Raw genomic sequence first — 18,961 nt, 5'->3', positions numbered from 1 at the left:
CTCCCAGGAAGCGAACCGCCATGACTCGCTCCGTACGCCCGCTCCCCGAACGACGCCTGCGCCCGCCGATGGGCTGGAACAGCTGGGACTGCTACGGCCCCACCGTCACCGAGGAGGAGGTGCTCGCCAACGCGGCCTTCCTGCACGAGCACTTGCTGCCGTACGGCTGGGACACGGTCGTGGTGGACATCCAGTGGTACGAACCGACGGCCCGTGCGCACGGTTACAACGACGACCCGCCGGTGGTCCTCGACGCGTACGGCCGGCAGATGCCGGCGCCCAACCGGTTCCCGTCGGCGGCCGACGGCGCCGGGTTCAAGCCGCTCGCCGACCGCGTCCACGCGCTGGGGCTGCGCTTCGGCCTGCACATCATGCGCGGCATACCGCGTCGCGCGGTCGCCGGCCGGCTGCCCGTCGCCGGGACCGACTTCACGGCGGACGAGATCGCCGACACCACCTCGGTCTGCCCCTGGAACCCCGACAACTACGGCCTGAACCACGACCATCCCGGCGCGCAGGCGTACTACGACGCGCAGGTCGCCCAGTTCGCGGCGTGGGAAGTCGACTTCATCAAGGCCGACGACATGCTCGTCCCGTACCACGACCGGGAGATCGCGGCGTACGCGCGCGCCATCGAGCGCAGCGGCAGGCCGATCGAGCTGAGCCTCTCCCCCGGTACGGACATGTCCCTCGCGCACCTGGGCCACCTGCGGGAGAACGCCACGATGTGGCGTGTGTGCGACGACCTGTGGGACCGGTGGGAGGACGTCGAGGCGCAGTTCGGGCGCATGGCGCGGTGGGCCCCCACGCAGGGCCCGGACGGCTGGGCCGACGCCGACATGCTGCCCCTCGGCCGCATCGGCATCCGCGCCGAGCGCGGCGAGGACCGCATGTCGCGGCTGACGCGGGACGAGCAGATCAGCCTGCTCACGCTGTGGTTCGTCTCCCGCTCCCCGCTGATGATGGGCGGCGACCTCCCCACCAGCCCGCCGGAGACGATCGACCTGCTCACCAACGGCGAAGCCCTCGACGTCCTCCTGCACAGCCGCAACAACCGCGAGGTGCTGCGCGAGCGGAACCTCGTCCTGTGGACGGCCGACGACGCCGACGGCCGGACCCGCTACGCGGCGGTGTTCTCCCTCGCGGACACCCCCGAGAGCGTCACCGTCCCGCTCGGCTCGATCGGCGCGCTCCCCGACGACCGGTTCCGGGACCTGTGGACCCGTACCGACACCCCGCACGACGGCCGCGCCCTGACCCTCGACCTCCCCGCGCACGGCTGCGCCCTCCTGCGGCTCACCCCGGCCTGACCTCCCCGTTCACCGCGCGGACGACGGGCACCGGCGCTCACCGAGGTGGGCGCCGGTGCCGTATGTCAGGAACCGTCCCGCAACTCCGCCAGCCGCTCGCGGGTGAAGCGGACGTCGTCGAAGGTGACCCGGCAGCCGTCGCCGGTCGGTGACTGCGCCTCGAAGCCGACCGTGGCCCGCGCGCCGGGGTCGTCGAGGGCGAAGAAGCGGATCATGCGCCAGGTCACGCCGTCGAGGGAGGCGTGGTAGGCGTACGCCCCGTCGATCCGCGAGACGCGCAGCCACGCCGTGCGGCCGTCGACGACGAAGGCGTTCGCGTCGTCCGCGACGCCCCGGGCGACCACGGAGACGATCATGGGCTCGCCGTCGGGCGAGTACTCGAAGCAGAGCTTGCCCCAGTGCCGTTCGTCGACCCACAGGAGCAGCACCCCGGCGTCGAAGGTGGCCCCGAACTCGACGGTGACCCGCGCGCTGAACTGGAAATCGCCCTCCGGCGGAGTCCCGAGCAGGGTCGCGGCGTTGAGCATCGACTCGGCGTTGAGCTGGGAGGCGGTGCCGGGGTCGATGAAGATGTCGCTGCGCGGGGCGGCGGTGACCGTGACGGTGGCCCCGTCGACGGTCCACGCCTTGTCGGACGACGGGGTGAGGGGGAAGGGGAGTCCCGGAACGGTCCAGGGAGCGGTCATGTGCACGTCCTCTCACATCAGCATGTCCGCGTACGCCTCGAACGTACGCGGTCCCCGCACCGGCACCTCCCGCACCCCCGTGCTGTCAACGCCCCCCGTAGCCGTGGAGGAAGGCGTCGACCGCCCTGGTGACGCAGGCGTGGATCTGGGCCGGTGTCTGGGGGTCGCCGTGGGGGCTGATCTCGGAGTTGACGAGGGCGACGAAGTGGGCGGTCGCGCGGGAGGCGTCGTCGGAGTCGAGGAGGCCCGCGCGGGCGAGGTCGTCGAGGCGGCGGGTGACCTCCTGCTGGACGCGCAGGGGGCCCGCCTGGCGCCAGGTGTCGATCACCGAGGGCGGGAAGTGCTGCTCCTCGGCCCTGATCTGGCGGATCATCGCGAAGTGCTCGGGGAACTGGGTGCGCTGGCCGACGAGGGCGTTGCCGAGGACGAGGAGGTCGGCGCGGGCGTCGGTGCCGGCGAGGTGTTCGCTCACGGTCGCCACGAACGCGTCGGCGACCTGGCTCGCGCTGTCGTGCAGGACGTCGGAGAAGAGGTGGTCCTTGCCCTGGAAGTGGTTGTAGATGGTGCGGGTGGACACCCCGGCCTCGGCGGCGATGGCCTCGATGCTGGTGCGGCTGTAGCCTTCGCGGCCGAAGACGGTGCGCGCGCCTTCCGTGATGGCCCGGCGTTTCGCGGCCCTGCCGCCGGGGCGGCCGGCACCGGCGGGGCGCGGCGGCGCGTACGGTTCGGCGGGGACCGTGGGTGTGGTGTTCAGGGCGTCCTCCGGTGGATCGGGCGGCTCGTCTGCCGATCTGCTGTACACGTTGTACTTTACTTTCCTGGTTCTGTCCGGTTCGGGGAAGGCGGAACGGTCACTTCCGGGCCCGGCTCCAGGAGGGTTCAAGGGGAACTCCAGGCATCTCCAGGACGGTCTTCCCCCGCCCGTGCCCGCTCTCCACCGCCCGGACCGCCATCGCGGCCCGCGCGAACGGGACGACGCGCGTCACCTTCGGATCGAGGGCCCCGGCGCGCACGAGGTCCACCACCGCCGCCAGGATCGCGGTGTCCCGCACGGGCCCCAGCGCCGAACCGCCGAGCGCGGCGACGGCCGCCCGGTCGGCGCCGCTCACCAGCCGGCCGCGGTCCGCGACCAGCCCCGCGCTCTCGCGCAGCACCTCTCCCCCGACCAGGTCGAGTACGGCGTCCACGCCACCCGGCACCGCGGCGACGAGCCCCGTGCCGGAGACCACGAACCGCACCCCGAGCCCCTCGACGAACGCCTTCTTCTCCACCCCCGCCACCCCCACCACGTCCACCCCGAGCCCCACCGCGACCTGGGCGGCGACCACGCCGACGCCTCCCCCGACCCCGGTGATCAGCAGAGTCTCCCCGGCAGCCGGCCCCAGCCGCTGCACAGCGGCGTACCCGGTGGCCCCGGCGATCGGCAGACACGCCGCGTCGGTCCAGGACACCTCCGCCGGTTTCCGCACCGCCGCCCGCGCGGGAAGCAGCGCGTACTGCGCGAACCCCCCGGTCGTCGGCCCACCGAGCACCGCGTCCCCGACGCCGAACCCGGCGACGCCCGCCCCGACCTCGACCACCACCCCCGCGGCCTCACCCCCCATCACAGCGGGCAGCCGCACCGCGGGCGCCCCCGCCGGAAGCCGCCCCGAACGCCGCTTGTGGTCGACGGGGTTGACCCCCGCCGCCCGCACGGCGACGAGCAGCTCACCCTCCCCCGGCACCGGCCGCGCCACCTCCGCGAACCGCTCGACCTCCGGCCCCCCGAAACGCTCGTACCCGTAGACCAACGGCATGCCCCACCCCCACGTCGCGCCATTAATTGCCATACAGATTGCATTTTACTTAAGCGGACGGCTACGCTCACGGACACCGGCGGAGCCCTGCCTCCACCGGTGTGGGAACAAGACGCACAAGGAGCGCAACGTATGGGCAGCACGGTCGCGATCGTCGGCGGCGGATACGGCGGGGCGGCGCTCGCGCGCGACCTCGACCCGGACTTCGACGTCGTCCTGATCGACCCGAAGGACGCCTTCGTCCACGCGGTGGCGGCGCTGCGCGGCCTGGTCGACGCGGACTGGGCGGAGCGGATCTACTTCGGCTACGACGGCCTGTTCACCCGGGGCCGGCACGTGCGCGACCGCGCCGTGGAGGTGGACGCGTCCGGGGTCACCACGGCCGACGGCACGCGGATCGACGCGGACTACGTCGTGCTGGCGACCGGCTCCTCGTACCCGTACCCGGCGAAGCCCGACACCGAGGACAGCGGCGACTCGGTGCTGCGGCACGCGGGCACGCGGGCCGAACTCGCCGCCGCCTCCCGGGTGTTGCTGCTCGGCGCGGGTCCCGTGGGGCTCGAACTGGCCGGGGAGATCACCGAGCGGTGGCCCGGCATCGGGGTCGTGGTGGTGGACCCCGCCGACGACGTGCTCGGCGGGCGCTACCTGCCCGAGCTGCGCGGCGCGCTGCGGGAGCAGCTCGCCGAGCGGGGCGTGCGGCTGGAGCTGGGCAGCGCGCTGACGGCCGTGCCGCCGGTGGCGCCGGGGGTGCGCGAGGCGTTCTCGGTGACGACCGAGGCGGGGACGCGGATCGACGCGGACCTGTGGTTCAGGTGTTACGGCATGGCGCCGCTGAGCGGCATGCTGCGCGGCGGCCTCGCCGCCGCCCGGCGCGCCGACGGGCACGTGGAGGTGGACGAGCACCTGCGGGTCGCGGGCGCGTCGAACGTCTTCGCCGTCGGCGACGTCACCGCCGTACCGGAGCCGAAGCGCTCCAAGGCCGCCTCCGAGCACGCCGTCGTGGTGGCGGCGAACATCCGGGCGCTCGCCGCGGGCACGGCGCCGGAGCGGACGTACCGGCCGGGGGCGGAGGCGGTTCTGGTGCCGCTGGGTTCGACGGGGGGCGCCTCGCAGGTGCCGGGTCCCGAGGGCCCGGTGGTCCTGGGGGCCGCCGAGACGTCCGGCTACAAGGGTGCCGACCTGCTGCTCGGGCGGTTCGCCGAGCTGTTCGGCGCCGTCTGACCTCGTCCACACGACCGTTCAGCGCCTCCTTCCCGTACATCCGTCCGAACGAGAGGTGTCGACCGATGACGCACGCAGCACATTCCCTGACCGGCAAGGTGGCCGTGGTCACCGGCGGCGCGGGAGGGATCGGCGTCGCGACGGTGGAGGCGCTGGCGGCCCTGGGGGCGCACGTCGTCCTCGCGGACATCGCCGACGCCCCGGCGAAGACCGCCGCCGACAAACTGGCCGCGCAGGGGCTCTCGGTGGTCGGCCACGAGGTCGACATCGCCGACGAGGCGAGCGTGGAGCGCCTGGTGGACTTCACCGTCGACACGTTCGGCGGCATCGACGTCCTGGACAACAACGCGGCGCTGACCTCCGCGATCCGCCAGGACCGGGACGTCGTGTCCATGTCGGCACAGCTGTGGGACCAGGTCCTCGCGGTCAACCTGCGCGGTCCGATGCTGCTGTGCAAGCACACCGTGCCGGTGATGATCGAGCGCGGCGGCGGCTCGATCATCAACATCACCAGCGGCCAGGGCCTGTCCGGGGACCGGGTGATGGTCGCGTACGGCGCGTCCAAGGGCGGGCTGATCGCGCTGACCCGTTCCGTGGCCGCCGCGTACGGCGCGGACGGCGTCCGCTGCAACGCCGTCGCGCCCGGCCTGGTCAGCACCCCGGCGCTGGAGGCGGACATGCCGGAGCCGGTGCGGCGGATGTTCCAGAGCGCGAACCTGATCCCCCGGCTCGGCACGCCGGACGACGTGGCCGCGCTGGTGGCGTTCCTCGCGTCGCCGGCCGCCTCGTTCATCACCGGGCAGGTGCTCAGCGTCGACGGCGGGTTCCTCTCCCACCTGCCGACGCTGTCGCCGCTGCCGCCGCGTTGACGGTGTCAGCGCGGCCAGGGCGCGAGCCCCGCCTCGATCGCCCGCGCGGTCGGGGCTCCGGCCCAGGCGTAGTAGCCGTCGGGCCGCACCAGGAGCGCTTCGTCCCCGCCGTCGGCGCGGTGGGTGACGGTCAGTCCGTCCCGGCCGAACTCCCCGCCCGGCGGCAGGACCAGCACGAAACGCCCCTCGCGCAGCACCTCGTACAGCCGCCCCCCCGGCCAGCTCCAGGTCCGGCGCGCGCTTCCCGGCCAGGGGGTGCGCGCCGCGCGGCGCCGGGTAGGCGAAGCCGGTTCCGGTGATCTCCCCGACCGCCTGCCGGGCCACCGGCCTGACGTGCGTGACGACCAGCTTGCGTACGGCGCGCAGCGCGATCTCCAGCGGGTTGTGCGCCATGGCGAGGCGCAGGTTGAGGCCGCTGCTGCGCAGGACCGCGCGGCCGATGGGGTGGCGTTCGGCGTGGTAGGTGTCGAGGAGGGTGTCGGGGGCGCGGCCCTGGAGGACGGCGGCGAGTTTCCAGCCGAGGTTGACGGCGTCCTGGAGGCCGGTGTTCATGCCCTGGCCGCCGGCCGGGGAGTGCTGGTGGGCGGCGTCGCCGGCGAGCAGGACGCGGCCGACGCGGTAGGCGGGCACCTGGCGTTCGTCGCTGTGGAAGCGGGAGAGCCAGCGCGGGTCGTGCATCCCGAAGTCGGAGCCGAAGGCCCGCTCGGTGAGCGCGCGCAGCTCCTCGAACTCGACCGGCGCGTCGTCGGGTTCGCCCCGGTGGGCCCGGTCCCAGCCGCCGACCCGCCAGTAGCCGTCACCGAAGGGCGCGATGAACCCGAAAGCACCGCCCGCGCCGTGCACCCGCACCACGAGGGGCGGCTCCTCGGTGAACTTCACGTCGGCGAGCACGACCGACCGGATCACCACCTTGCCGGGGAAGGGCAACCCGAGCGCTTCGCGTACGGCGCTGCGCGTCCCGTCGGCGCCGACCAGCCACTCGGTGCGTACGGTCGTGTCGCCCGCGTCGGTGCGCAGCGCGACGGTGACGCCGTCGGTGTCCTGGGCGAGGCCGGTGACCTCGGCGGCGTAGCGGATCTCCGCGCCGTGCTTCAGGGCCCGGCGCAGCAGCAGGCGCTCCACCTCGTACTGCGGGGTGACCAGCAGGAAGGGGTAGCGGGAGGGCAGTGCGCCGAGGTCGAACGGGATCGCGCCGAACAGGCGCAGTTCGCGGACGATCTGGCCGGTGGCCACGAGTTCGTCGGCGAGGTCGCGGGCGTCGAGGAGTTCGAGGGTGCGGGCGTGCACGCCGAAGGCGCGCGACAGGTTGCTGATGCCGGCCGGGCGCTTCTCGACGACGGTCACCCGGACACCGGCCGCCGCGAGGTCACCGGCGAGGAGCAGTCCGGTGGGACCGGCGCCCGCGATGACGGCGGAGGGAATCTGCTCGGGTTTTCCGGGGGATTCGTGCAGGCGGGTCATCCGCAACTCGCTTCCATCGGTCGGCGTCGGAAAACACGGAGGTGCATTTCCCGGTAGATCTCCGGGCCGAGTTCCCCGCCGTCGAATGCGACGGGGAACTCGATAATGCCGGAAAAGGGAATTCAGGCGTGCCCGAGGCGGAAACCCACACCGCGTACGGTGACGACCCAGCCGTTGCCGCCGAGTTTTCTGCGCAGGCTGCTGACGTGGGTGTCGACGGTCCGCCGGGACCACGAGTCGCCCCACACCTGCTGGAGGAGGCGCTTGCGCGAGATGACGGTGTCGGGGTGGGAGGCGAGCAGGCACAGGAGGTCGAACTCCTTGCGCGTCAGGTCCACGCCGTGGCCGTCCAGGCAGACCTCGCGGGAGCCCACGTCGATGTGCAGCGGGCCGTGGTCGATCGCCCGGCTCGGGCTCCTGCGGGAGCGCACGCGCCGCATGACCGCGTCGATACGGGCCATCAACTCCCGGAAGCCGTACGGCTTGACCAGGTAGTCGTCGGCGCCGGCCTGGAGGCCGAGGACCCGGTCCAGCTCCGAGCCGCGCGCGGTGACGACGATCAGCGGGACGCAGCTGACCGCGCGGATCGCCTTGCACACCTCCAGGCCGTCCAGGTCCGGCAGCTCCAGTTCCAGCAGGACGAGGTCCACGTTCTCGTAGGCGGCCAGTGCCTGGGCGCCCCGGTCCACGGCGGCCACCTCGTGGCCGTGCCGGCGCAGGCCCTCCTCCAGGGCACAGGCTTCTCCCGCGTCTCCTTCGACGATCAGGATGCGCCACCCGCCCGCTCCGGGACGGGTGGATACGAGCGGTTCCCGCAGGAACTCTGACGATATTTGCGTCATACTCTCCCCCGGTAAGTCCAGTTCGTCACACGAAGCGAAACTCATGCGCCATACTATTAAACCGGGGCGGGTAATTCAAAGTCGTTCCAGTGGATTCTCTGTTTCAATCACATTAAGCGCTCACGGAATTCGATCGAGCGTTTCCCCGGCGCGCGCCCGGTCGCCGGCGTCGAGCAGGCGCAGCAGCAGGGCGGTCAGCGTCGCGCGCTCGGCCGGGGTGAAGCCGGCGAGGAAGGAGTCCTGGGACTCCTCGGCGACCTGCCACAGGGTGCGCTGGACGCGGGTCCCCTCCTCGGTGAGCCCGACCAGTTGGCGGCGCCGGTCGGCGGGGTCGCGGGTGCGGTGCACCAGGCCGCGCTCCTCGATCAGGTCGAGGTATCCGCCCAGGTGGCTGCGTTGGAAGCCGAGGCGGTCGGCCAGCACGTGCTGGGGCAGCGGGCCGAAGTCCGCGAGCGCGGTGAGCGTCGCGAAGTGCGGGAGCCGCAGCCCGTGCCGGCCCACCGCTTCCACCAGCGCGTCGTGGCCGATCCGGGCCACGTGTCCGGCGAGGTACGAGGGCAGCGCCAGCAGGCTCGGCGGGCGGGGGGCGGAGTCAGGGGTCTCGCTCATACGTCCCACGATACGGGAATGTGGTGACTGGACGTAAGGATGACATCGTGGAATCATTACGTCTCGACACTAGTTCGGCGCCGGCTCCGTGCTCCCGAACGGCGGATCACCGCGCCCGTCCCCCGAGGACCCCTCCATGACCGACACGCCAGCGCGCACCGGCGCGCCCTTCGCCGCTCTCCTCCTCGCCGTCCTGTCCTTCTCCCTGATGCAGACGATGGTCGTGCCCGCGCTGCCCGACCTCCAGCGGGAGTTCGACGCCTCGACGACCGCCGTCTCCTGGGTGCTCAGCTCCTTCCTGCTCACCGCCTCCGTGGCCACCGCGCTGCTCGGGCGGGTCGGTGACATGTTCGGCAAGCGGCGGGTGCTGATCGCCAGCCTCACCGTGTTCGCCGCCGGCACGCTGCTGGCCGCGCTGTCCGACTCGCTTCCCCTGCTCATCGCCGCCCGCGCGGTCCAGGGCGTCGGGTCGGCCGCCTTCCCGCTCGCGTTCGGCATCGTCCGCGACCAGTTCCCGCGTGAACGCGTCCCCGTCGCGATCGGCCTGATCTCCTCCACGTTCGGCATCGGCTTCGGCGTCGGGCTCGTCATCCCCGGGCCGATCGTCGACGCCCTCGACTGGCACTGGATCTTCTGGCTCGGGCTGATCGTGATCCTCCTCGGGATCGCCGCCGTCACCGTGTTCATCCAGGAGTCCGCGCACACCAGCCCCGGCCGCATCGACTGGGCCGGCGTCGTCCTGCTCAGCGCGGGCGTCGTCGCCCTGCTGCTGGCCATCAGCGAGGGCAAGTCGTGGGGCTGGTCCTCCCCCGGCATCATCGGCCTCTTCCTCGCCGCCGCCGTCCTGCTCGTCGTCTTCGGATACGTCGAGGGCAAGGTCGGCGAACCCCTCATCGACCTCGAACTCCTGCGCCGGCCCGCCGTCCTGACCAGCCACATCACCGCGCTCGTCATCGGGTTCGGCATGTACGGGGCGTTCACGCTCGTGCCGCTGCTCGCGCAGACGCCGTCCAGCGCCGGGTACGGCTTCGGCGCGTCCGTCACCGAGGCCGGGCTGTTCATGGTCCCGATGGCCGTGACCATGCTGATCGCGAGCCCCCTCGCCGGGCGCCTCGGCGCGGCCGTCGGCTGGAAGCTGCCCCTCGTCCTCGCCTGCCTCATCGGCGTCGTCGGCTTCGCGGTCTACGCCGGCGCCCACGACACCGAGTGGACCATGTACGCCGGCTCCGCGATCCTCGGCATCGGCGTCGGCTTCGCGTTCGCCGCGCTCGCCAACCTCGTCGTCAGCGCCGTCGACCGCAGCCAGACCGGGGAGGCGACCGGCATCAACACGATCATGCGGACCATCGGGGGCTCCCTCGGGGCGCAGATCGCCGCGTCGATCGTGGTGTCGCGGACCGTGCCGGGGACTCGGGTGCCCGCGGAGTCGGGGTATACGACCGCGTTCGTGATGTCGGCCATCGCGCTGGGCGTCGCCGCGGTGGTGGCGCTGGCGGGGCCCGGGAAGTTCTGGGGGAAGACGGCGGCGCCCACGCCCGCGCAGGCGGAGGGGGAACGGTCGCGGTCTGCGGCTTAGGAGGGCCGGGGGCGGGGGGCTCACGTGGCTGGCCGGGTCGGGGACTCGAAGGTCGGGCGGGATCAGATGGCCGGTCGGGCCAGGGGTCCGGTGGGATCGGTGAGGCCGTGGGAGCCATGGAGTCGGGGGACCGGTGGCAGCGCCGTGGACGGTGACGCCCCGGCTCAGGGCGCAACTTCGGTGATCGGAGGGCCGGTTGCGGCACCGGCGTCCGCAGCCCCGCCCTGCCCACGTCCGGCTTCCCCCGCTCCCCCGCTCTCACCTCCTACGGCTCCCCCTGTCCCCGGGTCCCCGCCCGCCCCGCCTCCTCCTTCGTCGATCCCTCCGCACAGCCCACCCGTGCCGCCGCGCCCGCCCTGCCCCGCCGGAAAACGCCCCGCCCTACCGACCCCCAGGAGTTCCCGCCCCCATGCCTGACTACGGACACGACCTGCTCTTCGGCACCGTCCTCGTGCCGAGCTCGGAGTACCCCGACGAAGCGGTGGCGCTCGCCCGGATCGCCGACGAGGCCGGGCTGGATCTGGTGAGTGTGCCGGATCATCCCTACCGGCCGGACCTGCTCGACGCGTGGACGGTGCTCACGGTCATCGCCGCGGCCACGACCCGTGTGAAGGTCTTCCCCAACGTCGCGAACCTTCCCCTGCGACCGCCCGTCATGCTCGCGCGCGCCGCGGCCGGCCTGGACCTGATCAGCGGTGGACGGGTCGAGCTGGGACTGGGTGCCGGGGCCTACTGGGACGCCATCGCCGCCGACGGCGGACCGCGCCGGGACCCCGGTACGGCACGGCGGGCGACCCGCGAGGCCATCGACGTCATCCGGGCACTGTGGGGCGATGCGGCCCGCCCGGTCCGCGTGCCCGGTGAGCACTACGCGCTCGACGGCGCCGTACCCGGCCCAGCTCCCGCCCACTCCATCGGCATCTGGCTCGGCGCCGTCGGACCCCGCATGCTCGCGCTGGCCGGGGAGAAGGCCGACGGCTGGCTGCCCAGCGTGCCGCATGTCCCACCGGGGCGGCTCGCGGCGGGACACCGTGCCGTCGACGAGGCGGCGGCGTCGGCGGGTCGCGAGCCGCGCGAGGTACGCCGCCTGTACAACCTCTCGCCGGGACCGGGTGGCTTTCCGCAGGGCCCGCCGAGCGCCTGGCCGGAGCAACTGGCCGCGCTCACCCTGGAACACGGCACGAGTGCGTTCCTGCTCCCCACGCAACAACCGTCCCTGATCCAGGCGTTCGCGAACGAGGTCGCGCCGGCGACGCGGGAACTGGTGACGGCGGAACGCAAACGCGCGGCGGACCGTCCGAGACCCGCGCGGCGTCCGGACTCCGCGGGCCGCGCGAACCCGGTGGAAGGCTCACACACCACACCCCCGGCACGTGCCGCCACCGCCACCCTCGCACCGGACCGGCCCCGCTCCTCCACCCCCGGCGACCGTCTCTCCGTACAGCCCACGCCACCCCCCAGCACGCGGCAGTCCGCCGAGCGGCTCTGGGACGAATCCTCCCGGCCCACCGCACCCCCCGCCGACCCGCAGCGCGGCTACTCGCGCCGCGAGCAGGAACCCGCCCGCAACCTCGTCGCCGCCCACGACCAGCTGCGCGCCGATCTCGACCGGCTCGGGGAGGTCGTGCGGCAGGTGCTGGACGATGCCCTCGATCCGGGGGAGGCGCGCTCCGAGATCCAGCGGCTGAGTCTGCGGCAGAACGCGTGGACGCTCGGGGCGTACTGCGCCTCGTACTGCCGGGTGACCACCGTGCACCACACCCGGGAGGACGAGGACCTCTTCCCGCACCTGCGGCGTTCCGATCCCCGGCTCGGGGCGGTCCTGGACCGGCTCACCGAGGAGCACCACGCGATCCAGGGGGTCATCGAGCGTCTCGACCGTGCGCTGGTCGCCTTCGTGCGCGAGGAGCGGGGCGGCGAGGCGCTGCGCGCGGCGACGGATCTGCTCACGGACACGTTGCTGTCGCATCTCGCGTACGAGGAACGGGAGTTGATCGAGCCGATGGCGAGGTACGGGACGGGTTGGTGACCGGCCTCCGCCCCGGCGTGTACGGGAGCGGCGGCCACGCCCTGGCCGCCGCTGCGCGATCCGCCGTTCCACGATCCGCCGCTCGCGTCAGGCGTCCGCCGTCACCGTCCCGGTCTTCGTCACCTGCGGCAGGACCTCAGCGGCCGTCAGTTCCGTCGCCGTCTGGACGTCCGCGTACGGGATCCCGCCCACGTCGATCGCGAGGAGGTGCAGGTCGTGGCCCCACCGTTCGTGCAGGCGGCCGAGTTTGTCGACGACCTCGGCCGGGCTGCCGCAGATCGCGGGACCGTTCTCGCCGATGTAGGTGTCGAAGTCCGGCGGGGTGGTGGTGTGCGGGGTGCCGGGCTTGCGGACGGTCAGGTAGTTGTTCATGTAGGAGGCCCACAGGGTGCGGGCCCGCTGGGAGGACTTCGCCACGAAGACGTGGCTGGCGGCGCCGAGCCGGCCGGGCGGGTCCGTACGGCCGCTCTCCCGCCACAGCGTGCGGTAGGCGTCGAAGACCGGTACGAACGTGCCCGGTTCGCGCGCGGTCGTGCCGACGACCAGCGGCAGCCCGTGGTCCACGGCGAGCTGGACGGACTCCGAGCCGACGCCGCCGCTGATCCACAGGGGCGGCCTGGGCTGCACGGGCCGCGGCTGGACGGTGACGTCGTTCAGCGGCGGCCTGAACTCGCCCTGCCAGGTCACGTGTTCCTCGGTCCACAGCCGGATCAGCAGCTCGGTGTTCTCGCGTTTGCGGGCCGCCTTCGACGCGGGGGCCTGACCGAACACGGCGTAGGGGTCGGGGAAGAAGGAGGCGCCCGCGATGAGTTCGAGCCGGCCGCCGGACAGCAGGTCGACCAGGGCGTAGTCCTCGGCGACGAGGACGGGGTCGCGGTTGGCGACGAGCGTCGTCCCGGTGGCGAGGCGGATCGTCGAGGTGTGCTCGGCGATCGCGGCGAGGACGAGCGCGGGCGAGGGGATGACGTCCCGTTCGCCGAAGTGGTGTTCGCCGACGGTGTACCAGGCGAACCCGGCGCGTTCCGCCTCGGCCGCGGCCCGCACCACGTCCCGCAGCCGCTGCCGCTGGGTGAGGACCTGTCCGGTGAGGGGGTCTGGCAGGAGGCTGCCGAAGGTGATGAGACCTAGCTCCATGGGGTGTCCTTCGTGGTGCCGCTGCCGGGCACGGCGGCCAGCAGCTCCCGGGTGTAGGGGTGTCGCGGTGACCGCAGCAGTTCGTCCGCGGGGCCGCTCTCCACGATCCGGCCGTCGCGCATCACCGCGATCCGGTCACTGACCTGTGCGACGACGGCCAGATCGTGGGAGATGAACAGGTAGCTCAGACCGTGCCGTTCCTGGAGGCCGGCCAGCAGGTCCAGGATGCGGGCCTGGACGGTGACGTCGAGCGCGGAGACGGGTTCGTCGCAGACGAGGAGTTCGGGGCCGAGGGCGAGCGCGCGGGCGATGGCGACGCGCTGGCGCTGCCCGCCGGAGAGTTCGGCGGCCCTGCGCCGCTCGGTCCCGGCCGGCAGCGCGACGTCGTCGAGCAGCCGCCGCACCGTGCCGGCCCACTGCGCCCGGTTCCCGATCCGGTGGTTGCGCAACGGCTCGGTGACCAACTCCCCCACCGTGAAACGGGGGTTCAGCGAGGCGTACGGATTCTGGTACACGAGCTGGATCCGCCGGTGCAGGGCCCTGCGGGCGGCACCCCGTACGGCGGTGACGTCGACACCGTCCAGCAGCACCGCCCCGCTGTCGGCCCGCTCAAGACCGAGGACCATCCGCGCGGTCGTCGACTTGCCCGAGCCGGACTCGCCGACGAGCCCGAGCGTCTCACCCCGCGCCAACTCGAAGCCGACGCCGTCGACGGCGGTACGGGTACGGCGCCGGCCCAGGAGGGCACCTCGGACGGGGAAGGCTCGGGTGAGGCCGGTGACGCGCAGGAGGGGTGGCTGCGGGGCGGTGTCGAGGGCGGTCGGGTCCCGGCGCGCATCGGCGCACGCGGGGCCGGCCGTGCGGGTGCGGCGGGCAGGCCGCGCGGCGAGCGTCGGCGCGTCCGACAACAGGCCGCGTGTGTACGGGTGTCGGGGCTGCGTGAGTACCCGCTCCACCGGGCCCGTCTCCACCACGCGGCCCTCGGACATCACCACGACGTGCTGCGCGCGGTCGGCCACCACCGCCAGGTCGTGCGTGATCAGCAGCATCGCCGTGTCGGTCGTGGTGACGAGTTTCTGGAGGTGGTCGAGGAGCCTGCGCTGGACCGTCACGTCCAGTGCGGAGGTGGGTTCGTCGGCGATCAGGAGGCGGGGGCGGGCCGCGGTGGCGATTGCGATCAGGACGCGCTGGCGCATGCCGCCGGAGAGTTCGTGGGGGTACTGGCGGGCGCGCCCGGCCGGGTCGGGGAGGCCCGCCTCGGCCAGCGACTCGACGGCCCGGCGCGGCGCGTCCCGGCGTGTGGCCAGGCCGTGCACGCGCAGTACCTCGGCGACCTGCGCGCCGACCGGCTTGACGGGGTCGAGGCTGACGCCGGGGTCCTGCGGGATCAGGCCGATCCGGCGTCCGCGCACCTCGCGCCAGGCCCGCTCGCCGAGCCCGGTCAGCTCCTCGTCCTGGAGCCGTACGGAGCCGCCCAGCACTGTTCCGCCGGCGGGCAGCAGTCCGATCAGCGCGTGCGCGGTGCTGCTCTTGCCCGACCCGGACTCCCCCACCAGGGCGGTGATCTGCCCGGCCCGCGCGGTCAGACCGAGCCCGTCGACGGCGAGGTGCGTCCCGCTCACGGTGCGGTACCCGATCCGCAGCCCTTCGACGACCAGCAACGGAGCGGCGACGGATGCCGGGTCCCGTACCGGACCCACCACACGTGCGCCGATGTCCTCCACGGGCTCCGTCGGCTTCATCGGTGTCCCCCTTCTGTCTCCAGCACCCGGGACAACCGGTTCGCCGCCAGCACGACCCCCGTCACCGTGAGACTCGGCAACGTGGTCAGCCACCACGCCGTGGCCAGGTAGTTGCGCCCGTCGGCGACGAGCGCTCCCCATTCGGGCGCGGGCGGCGGCTCCCCGTACCCCAGGAACCCCAGGCTGGACACCGCGAGGACGACCAGCCCGAAGTCGAGGGCGGCGAGGGCCAGGACGGGCCCGACGGCCGCCGGCAGGATGTAGCGGGGCAGGACCCGCCACCACCGCCCCCCGCACAGGATCGCCGCCTCGACGTACGGCGCGGCCCGCGCCCGCAGCACCTCGGCCCGCATCACACGGGTGAACGCGGCGACACTGGTGACCCCGATCGCGACGGCGATCCGCCCGGTGCCGACGCCGAGCGCGGTGACGAGGGTGAGGGAGAGCAGCAGGGGCGGCACGGACATCATCACCTCGACGACGCGCATGACGACCGCGTCCGTGCGCCGCCCGAAGAACCCGGCGGCGAGCCCGAGCACCACCCCGCCGCCGAGGGCGATGAGGACGGCGGCGACGGTGGCGCGCAGCGAGAGGGCGGCGCCGTGCACGACACGGGCGTAGATGTCGCGGCCCAACTGGTCGGTGCCGAAGAGGTGGTGAGCGCTGGGTGCCTGGAACCGCTCCGCCGGCACCCCGGTGAGGGGGCTGCGGGAGGTGAACCAGTCGGGTACGAGGGCCCAGCCGACGACGACCGCGAGCACGAGGACGGAGAGGGTGACGCCGGGAGAGCGCCGCGGCGTGGCGAGTGCGCGGCGTACGCGGCGCCACGGGAGCGCGCCCTCCTGCTTCCGGTACGGCGTCGTCATGCCGTCACCAGCCGTCCCGTGGCCCGGATCCGTGGATCGAGCACCGGATACAGCAGGTCCACCCCCAGGTTCACTACCGCGAAGGCGAGCGCCGCGACCACCACGACCCCCTGCACCACCGGCAGGTCCTGCGCGGAGACGGCGGACTGTGTGATCCGCCCCATGCCGGGCCGCGAGAACACCGTCTCGACGACGACCGCGCCCCCGATGAGCGAACCGACGAGCATCCCGGCGACGGTCGCGGCGGGCACGGCCGCGTTGCGCAGCCCGTGGCCGAACAGGAGCCGCGCCCTGCCCGCCCCGGTGGCGCGGACGGTGTCGGCGTACGGCTCCTGGAGGGTCGTGTGGAGGCTCTTGCCGAGCACTTGGGCGACCAGCGCGGCGCCGGGGATGGCCAGGGTGAAGGCGGGCAGGACGACGCTGCCGGGGCCGCTGTCGCCGAGGGCGGGGAAGAGGTGCCAGCGGAAGGACAGGAGCTGGATGAGGACGAGGCCGACCCAGAAGGAGGGCAGGGAGACGGCGAACGAGGGGACGGAGCGCAGGAGTTGGCGCAGGAGGGGGCTGGCGGTGAGGTTGGCGGCGACGGCGAGGAGCGTGCCGGCGGTGAGGGCGAGGACCAGCGCGAGGGTGCCGACCTGGAGGGTCGGGGGGATCGCGTCGGCGATCATCCGGGCGACCGGCTGCCCGGTCTGGAGGGAGGAGCCGAGGTCGCCGTGGAGGGCGTCGGTGAGCGCGGACGCGTACTGCGCGAGGAGCGGGCGGTCGAAGCCGAGGTCGGCCCGCGCCCGGGCGATCTGTTCGGAGGTGAGTTCGGCGAAGCCGCCGCGTCCGCTGAGCATGAGGGCGACGGGGTCGCCGGGCAGCAGGCGCAGGGCGAAGAAGGTGAGGGTGAAGGCGGCCCAGACGACGAACACCGCGCGCAGTGTCCGGGTGGCCGCGTACCGGGCCGTGTGCACAGTCGCCGCCTCTCAGCCGAGCCAGGTGTCGTACAGGTCGAAGCGGTTGGAGGCGTCGAGGGTGAACCCCTTCACCTTGTCGGAGACGCCGTGGACCTGGGCGCCTTCGTAGAGCGGGACGGTGTCGGCGTGGTCGAGGATCCAGCGCACGGCGTTCGTGACGGCGGTCTGCCGGGCGGCCGGGTCGGTGGCGGCGGCCTCCTGCTCCAGGTACGTGTCCAGCTCGCTCGGCGGGAGGTGCCAGAGGTTGGCGCTCTTGCTGTAGAAGATGGTGCGCAGGACGTCGGGGTCGGCGCGGCTGACCCCGACGGCGGTCAGGTCGAAGGCGCCCTTCTGCTGCTGTTCGACGTAGACGGCGGGGGCGACGGGCTTCAGTCTCACGTCGACGCCGATCTTCCGGAGCTGCTGCTGAACTGCCTCATTGGCGGGCGGCATGGGCGCGGGGATGAGCCAGGTGAGGGTGAGGGGCTTGCCGTCCTTCTCCCGGATGCCGTCCTCGCCCTTCACCCAACCGGCGCTGTCCAGCAGGGCTTCGGCGCCCTGGGGGTCGTGGCGGAGCTGGTCGGAGAAGTCGGCGTAGTAGGGGGTGGTCGAGGACAGCACGCTGGTCGCGGGCCGGTACGACGCGCTGAGGACGGAGTCGACGAGTCCTTGCCGGTCGATGCCCTTGAGGAGGGCGGCGCGGACCTTTCGGTCGGCAAGGATGCCCCGGTGGTTGAGGGAGAGGGGCGGTACGAGGCCGGGGGCGGGCGCGGACAGGACGCGGAAGCCGTTGCCCTTGAACTGAGCCTCGTCGGTGGGCTGGAGGGCCTTGGCGATGTCGACCTGCCCGGAGGAGAGGGCGCCGGTGCGGGCACCGCTCTCGGGGACGAAGGTGAACGTCACCGCGTCGAGGCGGGCGGCGCCCTGATGCGTCGCGGTGGACGGGGGCCAGGCGTAGTCGGCCCGCTTCTTCAGGACGGCTTCCTGGTTGCTGGTGTAGTGGTCCAGGACGTACGGGCCCGAGCCGGTGAACTCGCCCCGGCAGCGGTCGGCGGTGGACACGGTGAACGTCGAGGGGGCCAGGATGCCGAGGCCGACGGTCGAACTCGCCTGGAGGAACTGGGCGTTGGCCGTCCTGAACTTCACGGTGAGGGTGTGCGCGTCGGTGACGGTCGTGCCCTGGTAGCCGATCAGGTAGGCGGGCGCGCCGTTCGCGGGGAGTTTCACGAGGTGGTCGAACGTGGTCTTCACCGCCGTCGCGTCGACGGGCGTGCCGTCGCTGAAGGTGGCGCCGTCGCGCAGGACGAAGGTGAAGGCGCTGCCGTCCGGGCTCGCGGTGAAGGACTTCGCCAGCCAGGGGACGATCTTGCCGGTCTTCGGGTCCTGTGCGGTGAGGCTGTCGACGACGGAGCGGGTGATGTCGATGGCACCGACCTGCGCGGTCTGCTGCGGATCGAGGCACCCCGGGTCGGCCTCGCTGCCCACGATCAGAGTCCCGCCGTCACGCGGCGCGCCCCCGGCGCCCGTGCCGCCCGAGTCGCCTCCGCCACCCGAACACGCGGCGACGGGCAGGACGACCGCGAGCAGCGCGCCCGCGAGACGGAGCCGGCGACGCGGTCGGGGGGTTCTGGTGGGCATCTCGGGAACCTCTCTCGGTGGGAAGCGGGATGAACACGGTCATTCCTCGCCGACCGCTCCACGGACGGCCGTTCCTCGACGAGCGGCAGGCGACTCGACGGGCCTCGGGCGGGTCGGGCGGGTCGGGCGGCCAGCCTGCGGCGGGCGGTCGGCCTCCGGCGGGCGGTCGGCCTCCGGCGGGCGGTCGGCCTCCGGCGGGCGGTCGGCCTCCGGCGAGCGACTCTCCGGACGGCCGACTCCC

15 protein-coding genes and 1 pseudogene are annotated in these 18,961 nt (G+C 73.2%); 5 read left to right on the top strand and 11 right to left on the bottom strand.

The features are described from left to right. Positions 1-20 precede the first annotated feature (20 nt). The gene (locus tag PV682_RS17635; protein ID WP_319730806.1) at positions 21-1,310 is read left to right on the top strand and encodes a glycoside hydrolase family 27 protein; all 1,290 of its coding nucleotides are present in this window, start codon (positions 21-23) and stop codon (positions 1,308-1,310) included. A gap of 65 nt (positions 1,311-1,375) precedes the next feature. Here the strand turns inward: PV682_RS17635 and PV682_RS17630 are convergent, their stop codons facing one another. From PV682_RS17630 to PV682_RS17620, 3 genes are all read right to left on the bottom strand, one after another. Continuing rightward, positions 1,376-1,996, bottom strand: coding sequence for a DUF1349 domain-containing protein (locus tag PV682_RS17630; RefSeq protein ID WP_319730804.1), 621 nt, complete (start codon positions 1,994-1,996; stop codon positions 1,376-1,378). Between the two features lie 85 nt (positions 1,997-2,081). Continuing rightward, entirely contained in the window at positions 2,082-2,798 is a 717-nt protein-coding gene (locus PV682_RS17625) for a TetR/AcrR family transcriptional regulator (protein WP_319730802.1), read from the bottom strand. Between the two features lie 49 nt (positions 2,799-2,847). Continuing rightward, positions 2,848-3,792 carry a zinc-binding dehydrogenase gene (locus PV682_RS17620; protein WP_319731045.1) on the bottom strand — a complete coding sequence of 315 codons (945 nt, stop codon included), beginning with the start codon at positions 3,790-3,792 and terminating at the stop codon, positions 2,848-2,850. Positions 3,793-3,924: 132 nt separating this feature from the next. On the opposite strand from PV682_RS17620, the gene PV682_RS17615 reads away from it, so the two are divergent. Next, the gene (locus PV682_RS17615; RefSeq protein ID WP_319730800.1) at positions 3,925-5,016 is read left to right on the top strand and encodes an NAD(P)/FAD-dependent oxidoreductase; all 1,092 of its coding nucleotides are present in this window, start codon (positions 3,925-3,927) and stop codon (positions 5,014-5,016) included. 65 nt (positions 5,017-5,081) lie between these two features. Further along, a complete protein-coding gene (locus PV682_RS17610) occupies positions 5,082-5,885 on the top strand; it encodes an SDR family NAD(P)-dependent oxidoreductase (RefSeq protein WP_319730799.1) in 804 nt (267 codons plus the stop codon). 5 nt (positions 5,886-5,890) lie between these two features. On the opposite strand, the pseudogene PV682_RS17605 reads toward PV682_RS17610, so the two are convergent. The 3 genes and pseudogenes from PV682_RS17605 to PV682_RS17595 all read right to left on the bottom strand — a co-directional run bounded on the left by PV682_RS17605 (position 5,891) and on the right by PV682_RS17595 (position 8,797). Further along, positions 5,891-7,346, bottom strand: a pseudogene (locus PV682_RS17605) (FAD-dependent monooxygenase). A 122-nt stretch (positions 7,347-7,468) separates the two neighbouring features. Further along, a complete protein-coding gene (locus tag PV682_RS17600; protein ID WP_319730797.1) occupies positions 7,469-8,188 on the bottom strand; it encodes a response regulator transcription factor in 720 nt (239 codons plus the stop codon). 120 nt (positions 8,189-8,308) lie between these two features. After that, a complete protein-coding gene (locus PV682_RS17595; RefSeq protein ID WP_109362478.1) occupies positions 8,309-8,797 on the bottom strand; it encodes a MarR family winged helix-turn-helix transcriptional regulator in 489 nt (162 codons plus the stop codon). A gap of 136 nt (positions 8,798-8,933) precedes the next feature. Between PV682_RS17595 and PV682_RS17590 the strand changes: the two genes are divergently transcribed. Both PV682_RS17590 and PV682_RS17585 read left to right on the top strand, forming a co-directional pair. Next, complete coding sequence (locus PV682_RS17590) at positions 8,934-10,373, top strand: MFS transporter (RefSeq protein WP_319730794.1); 1,440 nt, start codon at positions 8,934-8,936, stop codon at positions 10,371-10,373. A 409-nt stretch (positions 10,374-10,782) separates the two neighbouring features. Next, positions 10,783-12,402, top strand: coding sequence for an LLM class flavin-dependent oxidoreductase (locus PV682_RS17585; RefSeq protein ID WP_319730792.1), 1,620 nt, complete (start codon positions 10,783-10,785; stop codon positions 12,400-12,402). 87 nt (positions 12,403-12,489) lie between these two features. On the opposite strand, the gene PV682_RS17580 is transcribed toward PV682_RS17585, so the two are convergent. The 5 genes from PV682_RS17580 to PV682_RS17560 are packed head-to-tail and all read right to left on the bottom strand — an operon-like array spanning position 12,490 to position 18,720. Next, a complete protein-coding gene (locus PV682_RS17580) occupies positions 12,490-13,536 on the bottom strand; it encodes an LLM class flavin-dependent oxidoreductase (protein WP_319730790.1) in 1,047 nt (348 codons plus the stop codon). Further along, complete coding sequence (locus tag PV682_RS17575; RefSeq protein WP_319730788.1) at positions 13,527-15,278, bottom strand: ABC transporter ATP-binding protein; 1,752 nt, start codon at positions 15,276-15,278, stop codon at positions 13,527-13,529. Before PV682_RS17575 ends, PV682_RS17580 begins: the two co-directional genes overlap by 10 nt. Continuing rightward, entirely contained in the window at positions 15,275-16,144 is an 870-nt protein-coding gene (locus PV682_RS17570) for an ABC transporter permease (RefSeq protein WP_319730786.1), read from the bottom strand. Before PV682_RS17570 ends, PV682_RS17575 begins: the two co-directional genes overlap by 4 nt. Further along, positions 16,141-17,100 carry an ABC transporter permease gene (locus PV682_RS17565; protein ID WP_319730784.1) on the bottom strand — a complete coding sequence of 320 codons (960 nt, stop codon included), beginning with the start codon at positions 17,098-17,100 and terminating at the stop codon, positions 16,141-16,143. Before PV682_RS17565 ends, PV682_RS17570 begins: the two co-directional genes overlap by 4 nt. 12 nt (positions 17,101-17,112) lie before the next feature. After that, entirely contained in the window at positions 17,113-18,720 is a 1,608-nt protein-coding gene (locus tag PV682_RS17560) for an ABC transporter substrate-binding protein (protein WP_319730782.1), read from the bottom strand. Between the last annotated feature and the right edge of the window lie 241 nt (positions 18,721-18,961).

The organism is Streptomyces niveiscabiei, from assembly GCF_033794345.1.
In the GTDB taxonomy this organism is placed as follows: Bacteria; Actinomycetota; Actinomycetes; order Streptomycetales; family Streptomycetaceae; genus Streptomyces; species Streptomyces niveiscabiei.
Note: the sequence above shows the minus strand (reverse complement) of the source record. Positions and strands in the feature narration are given on the sequence as shown.